We start from the raw sequence: 14,971 nt of genomic DNA on the forward strand, positions 1-14,971 counted from the left end.
GCCCTGATGTCCAAGCACGTCGCCGTCCTGCTGGGCGGCACCTCCGCCGAGCGCGAAGTCTCGCTCAATTCCGGCAAGGCCTGCGCCGACGCCCTGGAAGGCGAGGGCTACCGGGTCACGCGGGTCGATGTCGGTCCCGACATCGCCTCGGTGCTGTCGGCGCTCAGGCCGGACGTCGCCTTCAACGCGCTGCACGGCCCGGACGGCGAGGACGGCACGATTCAGGGTCTCCTGGAGATCCTCAAGATCCCCTACACCCATTCCGGCGTCCTCGCCTCGGCGCTCGCCATGAACAAGGAGCGGGCCAAGACCGTTATGCGCGCCGCCGGCGTCGACGTGCCGGAGGGCCGGATCGTTAACCGTCATGCGGCCGCCAAGACACACCCCCTGCCGCCACCCTACGTCGTGAAACCCATCGCGGAAGGCTCATCGGTGGGTGTGATCATCGTGCGCGACGGCCGCTCGCACCCGCCCCAGATCCTCGCCTCCGAGGAGTGGACGTTCGGCGAGCAAGTCCTTGCAGAACCTTACATAGCCGGCCGCGAACTGACCTGCGGCGTGATGGGCGACAGGGCCCTCGGCGTGATCGAGGTGAAGGCCGCGACGGGCGACTGGTACGACTACGACGCCAAATACGCCCCGGGGGGGTCGATCCACGTCCTCCCGGCCGAACTTAAACCAAATGTTTACCAGCGTGTCCAAGAACTGTCGTTAACGGCGCATCAAGCACTGGGCTGTCGGGGCGTCAGCCGTGCCGACCTTCGATTCGACGACACACCGGGTGGAACCGGTCTGCTCGTCGTGCTGGAGGTCAACACGCAACCCGGCATGACCCAGACGAGCCTTGTGCCGGAGATGGCGGCCCATGCGGGCCTGAGTTTCGGTGAGCTCGTCCGATGGATGGTGGAGGACGCTTCCCTGAATCGCTGAGCGGCGACGCCGCCGGCCGGATCGGTCCCGCGCGCCGCCTCGGCGCCGCCCTGGGCCGGCTCATCGGCCGCCCTGCGCGCTCGCTCTCGGTCCGCCGCGCCCGCCCCGGCCAGCGCCTGGGCGAGCGCCTGCCCCGCGGCGTCGGCGTCGTCGGGGTCTCGGTATCCCTCGCCGCCGTGGCGCTCGCCGGCTTCGTGGCGAGCGGACGCTACGACGCCTTCGTGGCCGAGCAGGGCCGCCCGCTGGACATCGCCGCACGCCTGACCGGCTTCGGCGTCGAGCGCGTGACCATCTCGGGCATCTCCCGGATGTATGAGCGCGAGGTTTTGGCGGCCGCCGGCATCGACTGGCGCTCCTCCGTGCCGTTCCTCGACGTCAGCGCGGTGCGCGAGAAGCTGCTGCGCGTGCCGCTGATCGCCCAGGCCTCGGTCCGCAAGATCTACCCCAACGAGATCGCCATCACCCAGGTGGAGCGCGAGCCCGCGGCCCTCTGGCAGAAGAACGGCGAGATCAGCGTCATCGCCGCCGACGGCACGGTCATCGATGCCATGCGCGACGACCGCTATGCCAGCCTGCCGCTGGTCGTCGGCGAGGACGCGAACACCAAGCTTCCCGAGTACCTCGCCCTGATCGCGGCCGCCGGGCCGCTGGCCGAGCGGATCAAGGCCGGCACCTACGTGTCCGGCCGGCGCTGGACCCTCAAGCTCGACGGCGTCGACGTGCGCCTGCCCGAGGCCGATCCGGCCGCCGCGCTCGCCCGCCTCGTCCGGTTCGAGCGCGAGGCCGGCCTGCTCGAGAAGGACATCATCGCCGTGGATCTGCGCATGCCGGACCGCCTCGTGGTGCGCCTGACCGAAGAGGCTGCCGCCACCCGCGCGGAAGCCCAGAAGGCGAAGAAGAAGGGCACGGCCAGCTGATGCCCTCGACCAAGATCTCCGCCCGTCCCGCATCCCGCGTCCGGTAGCGTCAATGCACAGCCAACACGGCCTCACGCCGCGCTTGAAGCCGCTCTCCGCCCGGCGCTCGACCACCCTTTCGGTGCTCGACATCGGCACGAGCAAGGTGGTCTGCCTCATCGCCGAGCTGCAGCCCGCCGAGGCGCTCACCACGCTCCGCGGCCGCACGCACCTCGCGCGCATCATCGGCATCGGCCACCAGCGCTCCCTCGGTCTGAAGGGCGGCGCCATCGTCGACCTCGCCGCCGCCGAGGGCGCGATCCGTCAGGCGGTCCACGCCGCCGAGCGGATGGCCAAGGTCGAGGTCCAGTCGGTCATCGTCAACATGTCGGGCGGCCGGCTCGCCTCGCAGCATTTCCAGGCGCGGGTGAACGTCCGCTCCGGCACCGTCACGGGCAGCGACGTCGAGCGTGTGCTCGAGACCGCCAGCGCCCACGGCGTCAGCCCCGGCCGGGCCGTGCTCCACGCCTTGCCGACCGGCTACGCGCTGGACGGGCAGGGCGCCGTGATCGACCCGTCGGGCATGATCGGCGAGGCGCTCAGCGTCGACCTGCACGTGGTGACCAGCGAGCTCGCCGCGGCCCGCAACGTCATGCTGGCGGTGGAGCACTGCCATCTCGGGGTCGAGGCGGTGATCGCCACGCCCTACGCGGCCGGCCTCTCGGCCCTGGTCGGCGACGAGGCCGAGATGGGCGTCTGCGTCGTCGACATGGGCGGCGGCACCACCAGCGTCGGCGTGTTCTCGGGCGGCCACCTCGTCCATGTGGACGCCCTGGCGGTCGGCGGCCACCACGTCACCATGGACATCGCCCGCGGCCTCTCCACCCGCATGGCGGCGGCCGAGCGGCTGAAGACCCTCTACGGCTCGGCCCTCTCCACCCCCTCCGACGACCGCGACATGATCGCCGTGCACGGCGTCGGCGAGGACGAGGGCGAGGCGCCGGCTCACATTCCGCGCTCGCAACTCGTGCGGATCATCAAGCCGCGCGTCGAGGAGGTGATCGAGCTGGTGCGCGACCGTCTGCGGGAGGCGGGCTTCGCCGCCCAGGCCGGGCGGCGCGTGGTCCTCACCGGCGGCGCCAGCCAGCTCGTCGGTCTGCCGGAGGTCGCCCGCCGCGTCCTCCAGGGTCAGGTGCGGATCGGACGGCCCCTCGGCATCCGCGGCCTGCCGGAGGCCGCCAAGGGCCCGGCCTTCTCGGCGGCGGTCGGCCTGCTCGTCTACCCGCAGGTGGCCCATGCCGAGCATTTCGAGCCGCGGGGGCACGGCGCCTTCGCGGCGACCGGCACCGACAGCTACATCCGCCGAGTCAGCCGCTGGCTCTCGGACAGCTTCTGAAATTCCACATCCGCCCCTGCGGGCGGGTGTGTCGGCGAGGATCCGGCGCTTTCAGCGTCGCACGGACAGCACAGTTAGCGAGAGGCTCGACACCATGGCCATCACACTCCAGGCGCCGGACATCCGGGAACTCAAGCCCCGTATCACCGTCTTCGGCGTGGGCGGCGCCGGCGGCAACGCCGTCAACAACATGATCGAGTCGGGCCTGCTCGGCTGCGAGTTCGTCGTCGCCAACACCGACGCGCAGGCGCTCACCTCCTCGAAGGCCGAGCGGGTGATCCAGATGGGCCTGGGCGTCACCCAGGGCCTCGGCGCCGGCTCGCACCCGGAGGTCGGCTCGGCCGCCGCCGACGAGGTGATCGGCGAGATCCGCGACCAGCTCTCGGGCGCCCACATGTGCTTCATCACCGCCGGCATGGGCGGCGGCACCGGCACCGGCGCGGCCCCGGTCATCGCCCGCGCGGCCCGCGACATGGGCATCCTGACGGTCGGCGTCGTGACCAAGCCGTTCCAGTTCGAGGGCATGCGCCGCATGCGCACCGCCGAGTTCGGCATCCAGGAGCTGCAGGCCGCGGTCGATACGCTGATCGTGATCCCGAACCAGAACCTGTTCCGGGTCGCCAACGAGAAGACCACCTTCGCCGACGCCTTCGCGATGGCCGACCAGGTGCTCTACTCCGGCGTCGCCTGCATCACCGACCTGATGGTGAAGGAAGGCCTCATCAACCTCGACTTCGCCGACGTGCGGGCGATCATGCGCGGCATGGGCAAGGCCATGATGGGCACCGGCGAGGCGTCCGGCGAGAAGCGCGCCAACCGCGCCGCCGAGGCCGCCATCGCCAACCCGCTCCTCGGCGACGTCTCGATGAAGGGCGCCCGCGGCCTGCTGATCTCGATCACCGGCGGCTCCGACCTGACCCTGTACGAGCTCGGCGAGGCCGCCACCCGCATCCGCGAGGAGGTCGATCAGGACGCCAACATCATCCTGGGCGCCACCTTCGGCGAGAGCCTCGACGGCATCATCCGCGTGTCGGTGGTCGCCACCGGCATCGAGCCGCTGCTGATCTCGGCGAACTCGCCGAACAACCCGGCGATCGCCGAGACCGAGCAGCGCATCGCCGAGGTCGCCGAGCGCCTGCGCGCCGAGGCCCGCGCCCGCGCCGCCTCGCCGGTGCCGAGCATCCGCACCGAGGCGGCCGCCGCGGCGCCGGCGCCGGCTCCCGCTCCGGTCCACGCGCCGCAGCCGGCCCCCGAGATGCGCGCCGAGCCGCGGATCGAGGCGCCCGCTCCGGTGACTCGCGACGACGTCGTGCTCGCCCCGGTCCAGCCCCGGGCCGCAGCGCCCTTCGTCCCGGCTCCGGCGCCCCAGCAATCCGAGCCCGCGGCGCAGCTCCCGGCCGGTCCGTTCGTCCCGCCGCGCCCGGCCGCTCCGGCCGGCACGCCGCTCGCCCGGGCCCCGCGCATGCCGCAGATCCACGAGCTGCCGCCGATCGCGCAGACCCAGATCATGGCGAACCGCGCCGCCGAGGAGTCCGCGCCGGAATCCAAGCGGACCTCGCTCCTCCGTCGCCTCGCGACGGTCGGCTTCGGCGGCCGCCGCGACGAGATGGAGGGTGCCGCCCCGGCAGCCCGGCCCGCCGCTCCGGCCGCGCCGCAGCCTCAGATGGCGCAGCCCCCGTCCCGCAGGCCCCGCGCGCTCCGGCCGCTCCCGCGGTCCCGCAATACCGCCCGGCCCAGGGCAATCTCGATGCCCAGGGCCGGATGGCGCCGCAGCCGCGGATGATGGACGACGACCAGCTCGAGATCCCCGCCTTCCTGCGTCGTCAGGCGAACTGAGCGCCGGCGAACCCGGACGCGAATCGAGGGAGCCGGCGGGAAACCGCCGGCTCTTCGCGCTGCGGCAAGACAACCAACGGTTGCTTTTTGACCCCCCGGGGGGTGTAGCCGGGTTCGCCCGGATCCTGTGATCCCGGGGGCGTGGTGCATCCGCGCCACAGAACGGTCGCTGGTTAGCCACGCATTAACCAACCTTTAAGTCTTTGGGGGATCAGCAGTTTGCGAAGGCGGCGCCGCAAGCGTGTCTGTAACACAGCGTAAGAATCCGTGATTTGGCTGCCCTGTGCGGTGCAGCTATAGAACCTCAAGACCGACGACACACGCATCGGGACACAACCTGGTAGCGTGGGCAGGGGCATCAAGCAGCGGACGGATCAGTCAGTTTTCTTGTCATCTTCAGTCGAGATGGCGGGACCTGATCGCGGCCGGGGGCTAAGGAATGCGAACGCATAAACAGACGACCCTCAAAGGGCCGGCAACGCTCTCGGGCATCGGGGTCCATTCCGGGAACCCGGCCGAGATCACGATCCGGCCCGCTCCCGCCAATCACGGCATCGCCTTCCTCCGCACCGGCACCACCCATGGCAATGACCGCCTGATCAAGGCGCATCATGCCCTCGTCTCGGCCACCGAACTCTGCACCGTTCTGGGTGACATCGAGACCGGTGCCGTCGCCACCGTCGAGCACCTGATGTCCGCCCTCTACGGGCTGGGCGTGGACAACGCCCTGGTGGAGATCGACGGCCCCGAGATGCCGATCCTCGACGGATCCGCGCTCCCCTTCGTCCAGGCGATCGATCAGGTCGGGATCGCGACCTGCGACACGCCGCGGCGCTGGCTCAAGATCCTCCGCCATGTCCGCATCGAGACCGGGACGTCCTTCGCTGAGCTGCGGCCCATCGATCGCGGCTTCCGCCTCGACGTCGAGATCGATTTCGAGAGCCCGGTGATCGGCCGCTCCCGCAAGGCTATGGACCTGTCGCCGGCCTCCTACCGCCGCGAGATCGCCGGCGCCCGCACCTTCGGGATGATGCGGGATGTGGAGCGCTACTGGAAGGCGGGCTTCGCCCTCGGCGCCTCGCTGGAGAACACCGTCGCGGTCGGCGAGAGCGCGGTGGTCAATCCCGAGGGCCTGCGTTTCCCGGACGAGTTCGTCCGCCACAAGATCCTCGACGCCATCGGCGACCTCGCGCTGGCCGGCCTGCCGATCCAGGGCGCCTACCGCTCCTATTGCGGCGGCCACCGGATGAATGTCGGCGTGCTCTCCGCCCTCTTCGCCGACCGGTCTAACTACGCGATCGTCGAGGCGCAGGGCTCGCGGCGCGAGACCGTCCTCTCCGAGCTCGGCGCCGGCCTCGGGATCGCCGCCTTCGCGGCGGACCTCTGAACGGCAACTTGTGTCCTGCGGGACACAGCCGACAACCGATCCTGGCCGCCCGCAGCCTTGCCGCTTTCGTGCCCGAATCAAACGTCACGGTTTAACGGTCCGTGAACGGCGGGCGCGGCCCGGACGGGCCGGATCCACCCACGCGATGGCATGACGGCGCGAGACGGCGCCGGTTCGGGAAAGAGCGCCAGATGCCTGTCACCATTCGTCATCGCCGGGCGGCGGCCTTCGCGGCGCCGCTCGTGGCCATCCTCGGCCTGGGCCTCGGCGGCTGCGACTTCGACCCGACCCAAATCTTCGCCGAGAAGTACAAGCCCGAGGTCGTGCCGGATGTCCCGGCCGACAAGCTCTACAGCGACGGCTTGGCCAAGCTCGAGGACAGCGACTACGAGGGCGCCGTCAAGAAGTTCGATAGCCTCGACAAGCAATACCAGTATTCCGACTGGTCCCGGAAGGCGCTGCTGATGACGGCATACGCCAACTACGAGGGCCAGAAGTACGACGACGCGATCAGCGCCTCGAAGCGCTACCTGCAGCGGCACCCGGCCAGCAAGGATGCCGCCTACGCGCAGTACCTGATGGCGATGTCGAACTATAAGCAGATCCCGGACGTGACCCGCGACCAGGAACGCTCCGAGAAGGCGCTCGCCTCCCTGCAGGAGCTGGTCCAGAAGTATCCGACCTCGGAATACGCCGCGGATGCGAAGGCCAAGATCCAGATCACCCGCGACCAGCTCGCCGGCAAGGAGATGGAAGTCGGGCGTTTCTACCTGGAGCGGCGCAACTTCCCGGCCGCGATCAACCGCTTCCGCGACGTCGTCGCCAAGTACCAGACTACGCGCCACGCCGAGGAGGCCCTGGAGCGCCTGACCGAGGCCTACTGGGCGCTCGGCATCACTCAGGAGGCGCAGAACGCCGCCGCGGTGCTCGGGCACAACTTCCCGGAGAGTTCCTGGTACAAGGACGCGCACGCGCTGCTCGCTCAGGGCGGCGTCGAGCCCCGCGAGGAGAAGTCCTCGTTCCTCTCCAAGATCTACCGCACGGTCACGGGCAAGACCGCCTCGGCCGAGTAAGGCGGCCGGGTCCGGTCGGGCCCGACCCGCGAAGCCTCAGGGCCCGGAGCCGCCGCTCCGGGCCTTTCCGTTGTCGCATCCAAGACGTCCGGTGCGACGCATTTTTCGGGTGAATCCGCGCCGCGGCGGCCTTATGTCTGCGGTCCCGTCCTGAGGAATCCCCGTCGCCGCATGCTGGCGCAGCTCGCGATCCGCGACATCGTCCTGATCGATAGGCTCGCACTGAATTTCCGATCGGGGCTCAGCGTCCTGACCGGAGAGACAGGCGCGGGCAAATCGATCCTGCTCGACGCCTTCGCCCTGGCGCTTGGCGGCCGCGGCGACGGCCGCCTCGTCCGCCACGGCGAGGCGCAGGGCGTCGTCACGGCGGTGTTCGACCTGCCCGTCGAACATCCGGCGCGCCGGATCGCCGCCGAGGCCGAGATCGACACCGAGGGCGACCTGATCCTGCGCCGGACCCAGATGGCCGACGGGCGGACCCGCGCCTTCGTCAACGATCAGCCGGTGGGCGTCCAGGTGCTGCGGGCGATCGGGGCCGCGCTCGTGGAGATCCACGGCCAGCACGACGACCGGGCGCTGGCCGATCCTGCCTCGCACCGGGCGATCCTCGATGCCTTCGGCGGTCTCCAGGCCCACCTCGCCAAAGTGGGGAACGCGTCGCGCGCGGTCCGCACGGCGCGGACCGCGCTGTCCGAGCATCGCGCCCGCGTGGAGGCGGCCCGCAAGGAGTCCGATTTCCTGCGCCACGCCGTCGAGGAGCTGGCCACGCTCGCTCCGCTGCCGGGCGAGGAGGCGCAGCTGGCGGAGCGCCGCAGCATCATGCAGCAGTCGGAGAAGGTCGCCCGCGAGCTCAACGAGGCGCTCGACGCCGTGGGCGGCCCCCATTCCGGCGTGCCCCATCTCTCGGCCGCCCTGCGCAAGCTGGAGCGCCGCGCGGCGCAGCTGCCGGCCCTCGCCGATCCCTGCGTGAACGCCCTCGACGCCGCGATGGTCGCCCTCGGCGAAGCCCGCGCGGTTCTGGACGCGGCCGTGTCCGAGACCGAGTTCGATCCCCGCGACCTGGAGCGAGTGGAGGAACGCCTGTTCGCCTTGAGAGCGGCCTCCCGCAAGTACGATGTCGCGGCCGATGACCTCGCCGCGCTGGCGGAGCGCTACGCCGGAGACGTCGCGGCGATCGATGCCGGCGAGGCGGCGCTGGCCGGGCTCGAGCAGGCGCTCGCCAAGGCGGAGGCCGACTACGCCGAGGCGGCCGAGAAACTCAGCGCCGGGCGCCGCCGGGCGGCCAAGCAGCTCGACGCCGCCGTGAAGGCCGAGCTGCCGCCGCTGAAGCTGGAGCGGGCCCGGTTCATCACCGAGATCGCCACCGATCCGGATTCGCGCGATCCGGCCGGCACCGATCGCGTGGAGTTCTGGGCACAGACCAATCCCGGCACTAAGCCCGGCCCGATGATGAAGGTCGCCTCGGGCGGCGAGTTGTCGCGCTTCATGCTCGCCCTCAAGGTGGTGCTGGCCGACAAGGGCTCCGCGCCGACCCTGATCTTCGGCGAGATCGATACAGGCGTCGGCGGCGCCGTGGCCGACGCGATCGGCCTGCGCCTCGCCCGGCTCGCAGCCACCGTGCAGGTCGTCGCCGTGACCCACGCGCCCCAGGTCGCGGCGCGCGCCGAGACGCACTTCCTGATCGCCAAGGCGCCCGTGAAGGGGGCCAGCCGTGTCGCAACCCGGGTCTCGAGCCTGCCCGTCGGCGAGCGGCGGGAGGAGATTGCCCGGATGCTGGCGGGTGCCACCGTGACGGACGAGGCCCGGGCGGCGGCGGCCCGGCTTCTTCAGGGCGCCGACGCGTAAACGCGTATCAACCTTAACCGTTGGTTGTAATTAGGCGTTTATTAACCATTGCGCGCGAGAGTGCGATCGTCCTGGCGCCGCGGAAGGTTTCGGCGGCAGGGCGGGGGAGGGAGCGATGAAGCCGTCCATGGTCGCGTCCGATGGGCACCTGCGCGCAGGCCAGACGCTCAAGCAGTCGATCGACACGCGACAGCTCGGGCTCACGCTCCGGACGGTCTACGAGGGCAGTGTCGATACCCAGCCGATCACCGACACCCATGTCGAGCTGCTTCTGCGCCTGCGCCAGAAGGAGCGCGAACTCCGCCGGGCGAGCTAAGCGTCCGATTCGGCCTGACTGACTCAGGCCGGCGACTTTGAGTTCATCTTGAACCGCGCAAGCGTTCGATGAACCTGCATTCGCGTCGTCGGAAAGCCCGGCTTCGTGCGAAACCGACTACCAGCGGCGCGAACCGGGCCTCCGGCGATACTCGGCAGCCCGAATCAAGGTCAGCACCCGATCGAGGTTGACCAGCAGTTCCGATTCCTCGACCCGCGCCTGTGCGGCCGTTCCAGGATCGGTGCTGAACTTCTGGCGCGCCTGCGCCAGCGTCAGGGCGCGCTCCAGGGCTTCCCGCTCGGCATGCAGGGCAAGCCAGGCTGGATCGGCTTCCGTCGCTGCCTCGACCTCCTCGCCGCCCACGATCCGACATCCTTCCGGTACGATTGCCGGTATTGAACGCACGAGGTCGATGAACCGTGCCGCTCGACTTGCGGCTGCGGTGTCATCCCGGTGTCATCTCTCTGTCGTAACCGCCCAGCCATCGGGCGGCCGGCGCTGGGTCTCTTCGGAAGATCGGCCGCAGAGCTCTGCCGCGGGCATGGGCTTGCCGGCGGAGCGGCGCAGGCTCTTGCCCGACGGCAACGGAGAATCCCTTGAGACCCTTCGCTTACGCGCTCGCCGTCGGCCTCGCGACGGTTCAGCTGGCGTCCGCGGCGCTCGCCGCCGACATCACCGGAGCCGGGGCCACGTTCCCCTTCCCGGTCTACTCGAAGTGGGCCGAAGCCTACCGCAAGGAGACCGGCTCGGGCCTCAACTATCAGTCGATCGGCTCCGGCGGCGGCATCAAGCAGATCCAGGCCAAGACCGTCGATTTCGGCGCCACGGACGCGCCGCTGAAGGCCGAGCAGCTCGCCAAGGACGGCCTCGTCCAGTTCCCGACCGTGATGGGCGGCGTCGTGCCGGTGGTGAACATCCCCGGGATCGAACCGGGCAAGCTCAAGCTCACCGGCGACATCCTGGCCGACATCTACGCCGGCAAGATCGCCAAATGGTCGGATCCGCGGATCGCGAAGCTCAATGACGGGCTGAAGCTCCCCGATTCGAACATCACGCCGGTTTACCGTTCGGATGCGTCGGGCACGACCAACATCTTCACCACCTACCTCTCCCAGGCGTCCGACACTTGGAAGAAGGAATACGGCGCAGCCACCACGATCTCCTGGCCGGTGGGTCAGGGCGGCAAGGGCAACGAGGGCGTGACCGCCACCGTGAAGCAGGTCCCGAACGCGATCGGCTACGTCGAGTCGGCCTATGCCAAGCAGAACAAGCTCTCCTACGCCCTGCTGCAGAACAAGGCCGGCAAGTACCCGCAGCCGGACGACAAGGCGTTCCAGGCCGCGGCCGCGAGCGCCGACTGGAAAGCCGCCCCGGGCTTCGGCATCTCGCTGACCAACCAGCCGGGCGACGATGCGTGGCCGATCACGGCGGCGACCTTCATCCTGATCCACAAGGATGCGGCCGATCCGGCCAAGGCCGCCGACGTGCTCAGGTTCTTCGACTGGGCCTACAAGAACGGCGACAAGCTCGCCACCGATCTCGACTATGTGCCGCTGCCGGACAACGTCGCCGAGCTCATCCACCAGGAGTGGAAAGACGTGAAGGGCAAGGACGGTAAGCCTGTCTTCAACATGTGAGCGTGGCCGGGAGGAGGTGACAACCTCCTCCCTCGCTTCCGGGAACGCACCGCGCTACCACGCCACCCTTCGCAGAGAACCGCGGATGCCCGCTTTGACAGAATCGATCGCCCTCGGCCGAACCCGTTCCGCGACCGCGCGGAAGGCGCCGAGCCGGAGCCTCGACACCCTGTTCCGGACCTTCTCGTATGCCGCCGCGCTGCTGGTGCTTCTCGTCCTCGCCGGCATCCTCGGCTCGATCCTGTACGGCGGCTGGCCCGCCTTCCGCGAGTTCGGCTTCGGCTTCCTGACCTCCGCCGCCTGGAACGTCGGGACCGAGCAGTACGGCGCGCTGGTCGCGGTGCTCGGGACCGTCGCCTCCGCCTTCCTGGCGCTGCTGATCGGCGTCCCCGTCTCCCTCGGGATCGCGGTCTACCTGACGCAGCTCTGCCCCGGCTGGGCGCGCAAGCCGGTCGCCATGACGATCGAGCTGCTCGCCGCCGTGCCGAGCATCATCTACGGCATGTGGGGCCTGTTCGTGTTCGCGCCGCTCTTCGCGCGCTTCGTGCAGATCCCGGTCTCGAACCTCGCCGAAGGCATGCCGATCGTCGGCACGTTGTTCTACGCCCGGGTGCCGTCCGGCGTCGGCGTGCTCACCGCCGGCATCATCCTGGCGATCATGATCGTGCCGTTCATCGCCTCGATCGCCCGCGACATGCTCGACCAGATCCCCACCGTGCTACGCGAGAGCGCCTACGGCATCGGCTGCACCACCTGGGAGGTCGTGCGCCACGTGCTGGTGCCGCAGGCCGCGGTCTCGATCATCGGCGCGATCATGCTCGGGCTCGGCCGGGCCCTCGGCGAGACGATGGCGGTGACCTTCGTGGTCGGCAACGCCAACCGCCTCTCGGCCTCGATCTTCGACCCGAGTTCCACCATCGCGTCGCGCATCGCCAACGAGTTCAACGAGGCGGACGGCCTCCAGCTGAACGCCCTGATGGCGCTGGGCTGCATCCTGTTCGTGATCACCTTCGTGGTGCTCATCATCGCCCGGCTGCTGACGCGCCGCGTCCAGTCCGCCTGAGGAGCCCGCGCGATGGACGCTTCCAACACGATCACCACGACCACCGGGCGCCGTTCCGGTCGTGTCCGCCACGGCCGCCGCGTCGCCGACCGGGCCCTGCGGATCGCCTGTACCGGCGCGACCCTGGTGGGCGCCCTGGTCCTGGGCTCGATCCTGGTGATGCTGATCGTCCAGGGCGTGCGCGGCTTCACGCCGACCCTGTTCACCAACCCGACCCCGGGCCCGGGCTCCGAGGGCGGCGGCATCGCGAACGCGATCCTCGGCAGCCTCGTTCTGACCGGGATCGGCATCCTGATCGCGACGCCGATCGGCGTCATGGCGGGGACCTATCTGGCCGAGTACGGGCGCGGCTCGAAGCTCGCGGCGCTGATCCGGTTCCTCAACGACATCCTGCTCTCGGCGCCGTCGATCCTGATCGGGCTGTTCGTCTACACGCTGATGGTACGGCCGATGGGGACCTATTCGGGCTGGGCCGGCGGCGTGGCGCTCGCGATCATCGCCGTGCCGGTGATCGTGCGCACCACTGAGGACATGCTGCGCCTCGTCCCCGGCACTCTGCGGGAAGCCGGCGCGGCCCTCGGGGCGCCGCCCTCGACGGTGATCACCAGCGTGACCTGGCGCGCGGCCTCGGCGGGCATCGTCACCGGCATCATCCTGGCGCTGGCGCGCATCGCCGGCGAGACCGCGCCGCTGCTGTTCACGGCGCTCAACAACAATTCCTGGTTCTCCGCCAATCTGATGGGCGGCGTCGCGAACCTGCCGGTGATGATCTACCAGTTCGCCCTGTCGCCCTATCCGAACTGGCAGGGGCTCGCCTGGGCGGGCGCGCTCCTGATCACCGCGACCATCCTGGTGCTGTCGATCATCGCGCGCCTCGTGATCAAGCCGCAGACCTCGCGCTGAGACCCCTTTCGAGGACACGACGATGAACGCCGCCTCCGCGATCCCCACGGTCGAGCTCAACCGCAACCGCGCCGACGAGGCCGGCCCCGTGCGGATCGCCGTGAAGGACCTGAACTTCTACTACGGCAGCTTCCACGGCCTGAAGGACGTCAACCTCGACTTCCACGACCGGCAGGTCACGGCGCTGATCGGCCCCTCCGGCTGCGGCAAGTCCACCCTGCTGCGCTGCTTCAACCGGATCTACAGCCTCTATCCGGAGCAGCGGGCCGAGGGCGAGATCCTGCTCGACGGCGAGAACATCCTCAGCCCCTCGGTCGACCTGAACGAGCTGCGCTCGCGCATCGGCATGGTGTTCCAGAAGCCGACGCCGTTCCCGATGTCGATCTACGACAACGTGGCCTTCGGCCTGCGCCTCTACGAGAAGCTGCCGAAGTCCGAGCTCGACGGCCGCATCGAGGAATCGCTGCGCAAGGCCGCCCTCTGGGACGAGGTGAAGGACAAGCTCCGCCAGCCGGGCACGGGCCTCTCGGGTGGCCAGCAGCAGCGCCTGTGCATCGCCCGGACGGTGGCGCAGAAGCCGGAGGTGATCCTGTTCGACGAGCCGACCTCGGCCCTCGACCCGATCTCCACGGGCCGCATCGAGGAGCTGATCGAGCAGCTGCGCGACGAGTTCACCATCGTGATCGTCACCCACAACATGCAGCAGGCGGCGCGCATCTCGCAGTTCACCGCCTTCATGTATCTGGGACAGCTCGTCGAGTTCGGTCCGACCAACCGGATGTTCATGAACCCGACGGAACGCCGCACGCAGGACTACATCACCGGCCGCTTCGGCTAGTCTGCCGGGCCGCTCCGGTCTCGGGGCCGCCGCTCGCGTCTCCAGCGCGCCGGCGGATCCCGCAAGCCTCCCGGAGGGCCGTCCCCGGGACCCCATCGAAGGATCCGCCATGCCCGGCCATATCGTCACCTCCTACGACACCGACCTGGAGAACCTGCGTCGCTCGATCTCGGAGATGGGCGGCGTCGCCGAGAAGATGACCGCGGAGGCGACCGACGCTCTCGTGCGCCGGGACGACACGCTCGCCCAGGCGGTGATCCTCGCCGACAAGCGGCTCGACGCGCTGCAGCGGGATATCGAGGAGCGCGCGGTCCTGCTGATCGCCCGGCGCCAGCCCCTGGCGATCGACCTGCGCGAGACCATCTCGGCCATTCGCGTCTCAGGCGATCTCGAGCGGATCGGCGACCTCGCCAAGAACGTCGCAAAGCGGGTGGTGGCGATCTCCGACCAGGCGCCGGCCCAGAAGATCGTGCTCGGTGTCCGCCACATGAGCGACCTCGCCGAGGGACAGCTCAAGGACGTGCTCGACGCCTACGCGAGCCGCGACGTCCGGGCGGCCCACGATGTCTGGGAGCGCGACGGCGAGATCGACGCCCTGTACAATTCCCTGTTCCGCGAACTCCTGACCTACATGATGGAGGATCCGCGCAACATCTCGTTCTGCACGCATCTGCTGTTCTGCGCCAAGAACGTCGAGCGGATCGGCGACCACACCACCAACATCGCCGAGACGATCCACTACCTCGCCACCGGCGAGACGCTGGCGGGCGACCGGCCGAAGAACGACGCGTCGAACTACGCGACCGTGGACGGGGTGCAGGCTCCGTAGGCGGGCCGGCCTGATTTCACGC

The 14,971-nt window shown here is 69.7% G+C and carries 13 protein-coding genes and 1 pseudogene; 13 read left to right on the forward strand and 1 reads right to left on the reverse strand.

Annotated features, from left to right (window positions below):
• The first annotated feature begins 6 nt into the window (after nt 1-6).
• The 8 genes and pseudogenes from M6G65_RS02295 to M6G65_RS02330 all read left to right on the forward strand — a co-directional run bounded on the left by M6G65_RS02295 (nt 7) and on the right by M6G65_RS02330 (nt 9,679).
• A complete protein-coding gene (locus tag M6G65_RS02295) occupies nt 7-930 on the forward strand; it encodes a D-alanine--D-alanine ligase (RefSeq protein ID WP_192708786.1) in 924 nt (307 codons plus the stop codon).
• A complete protein-coding gene (locus M6G65_RS02300) occupies nt 897-1,847 on the forward strand; it encodes a cell division protein FtsQ/DivIB (protein ID WP_192708527.1) in 951 nt (316 codons plus the stop codon). Before M6G65_RS02295 ends, M6G65_RS02300 begins: the two co-directional genes overlap by 34 nt.
• 52 nt (nt 1,848-1,899) lie before the next feature.
• Nucleotides 1,900-3,222: a cell division protein FtsA gene (gene ftsA / locus M6G65_RS02305; RefSeq protein ID WP_250103516.1), complete on the forward strand. Its 1,323-nt coding sequence runs from the start codon at nt 1,900-1,902 to the stop codon at nt 3,220-3,222.
• Nucleotides 3,223-3,316: 94 nt separating this feature from the next.
• Nucleotides 3,317-5,058, forward strand: a pseudogene (gene ftsZ, locus M6G65_RS02310) (cell division protein FtsZ).
• Between the two features lie 439 nt (nt 5,059-5,497).
• Nucleotides 5,498-6,445, forward strand: a complete 948-nt coding sequence (gene lpxC, locus M6G65_RS02315) for a UDP-3-O-acyl-N-acetylglucosamine deacetylase (protein WP_192708530.1) — start codon at nt 5,498-5,500, stop codon at nt 6,443-6,445.
• A 191-nt stretch (nt 6,446-6,636) separates the two neighbouring features.
• Entirely contained in the window at nt 6,637-7,518 is an 882-nt protein-coding gene (locus M6G65_RS02320; RefSeq protein WP_210028349.1) for an outer membrane protein assembly factor BamD, read from the forward strand.
• A 171-nt stretch (nt 7,519-7,689) separates the two neighbouring features.
• Nucleotides 7,690-9,363: a DNA repair protein RecN gene (gene recN / locus M6G65_RS02325; protein WP_250103517.1), complete on the forward strand. Its 1,674-nt coding sequence runs from the start codon at nt 7,690-7,692 to the stop codon at nt 9,361-9,363.
• 115 nt (nt 9,364-9,478) lie between these two features.
• Nucleotides 9,479-9,679: a hypothetical protein gene (locus M6G65_RS02330; protein ID WP_192708533.1), complete on the forward strand. Its 201-nt coding sequence runs from the start codon at nt 9,479-9,481 to the stop codon at nt 9,677-9,679.
• 117 nt (nt 9,680-9,796) lie between these two features.
• Here the strand turns inward: M6G65_RS02330 and M6G65_RS02335 are convergent, their stop codons facing one another.
• Nucleotides 9,797-10,042, reverse strand: coding sequence for a hypothetical protein (locus tag M6G65_RS02335; protein WP_238196555.1), 246 nt, complete (start codon nt 10,040-10,042; stop codon nt 9,797-9,799).
• A gap of 233 nt (nt 10,043-10,275) precedes the next feature.
• Here M6G65_RS02335 and pstS point away from each other — a divergent pair, with 233 nt between their 5' ends.
• From pstS to phoU, 5 genes are all read left to right on the forward strand, one after another.
• Nucleotides 10,276-11,316: a phosphate ABC transporter substrate-binding protein PstS gene (gene pstS, locus M6G65_RS02340; RefSeq protein ID WP_250103518.1), complete on the forward strand. Its 1,041-nt coding sequence runs from the start codon at nt 10,276-10,278 to the stop codon at nt 11,314-11,316.
• Between the two features lie 85 nt (nt 11,317-11,401).
• Nucleotides 11,402-12,379 (forward strand): phosphate ABC transporter permease subunit PstC, encoded by a 978-nt coding sequence (pstC, locus tag M6G65_RS02345; RefSeq protein WP_250103519.1) that lies wholly within the window; start codon nt 11,402-11,404, stop codon nt 12,377-12,379.
• 12 nt (nt 12,380-12,391) lie between these two features.
• The gene (gene pstA, locus M6G65_RS02350) at nt 12,392-13,282 is read left to right on the forward strand and encodes a phosphate ABC transporter permease PstA (protein WP_238196552.1); all 891 of its coding nucleotides are present in this window, start codon (nt 12,392-12,394) and stop codon (nt 13,280-13,282) included.
• Between the two features lie 22 nt (nt 13,283-13,304).
• On the forward strand, nt 13,305-14,120 hold the full coding sequence (pstB, locus tag M6G65_RS02355; protein WP_238196551.1) for a phosphate ABC transporter ATP-binding protein PstB: 816 nt from the start codon (nt 13,305-13,307) through the stop codon (nt 14,118-14,120).
• A 109-nt stretch (nt 14,121-14,229) separates the two neighbouring features.
• The gene (gene phoU / locus M6G65_RS02360) at nt 14,230-14,949 is read left to right on the forward strand and encodes a phosphate signaling complex protein PhoU (protein WP_238196550.1); all 720 of its coding nucleotides are present in this window, start codon (nt 14,230-14,232) and stop codon (nt 14,947-14,949) included.
• Nucleotides 14,950-14,971 lie beyond the last annotated feature (22 nt).

The sequence above is a fragment of the Methylobacterium tardum genome, assembly GCF_023546765.1.
GTDB classification, from domain to species: domain Bacteria; phylum Pseudomonadota; class Alphaproteobacteria; order Rhizobiales; family Beijerinckiaceae; genus Methylobacterium; species Methylobacterium tardum.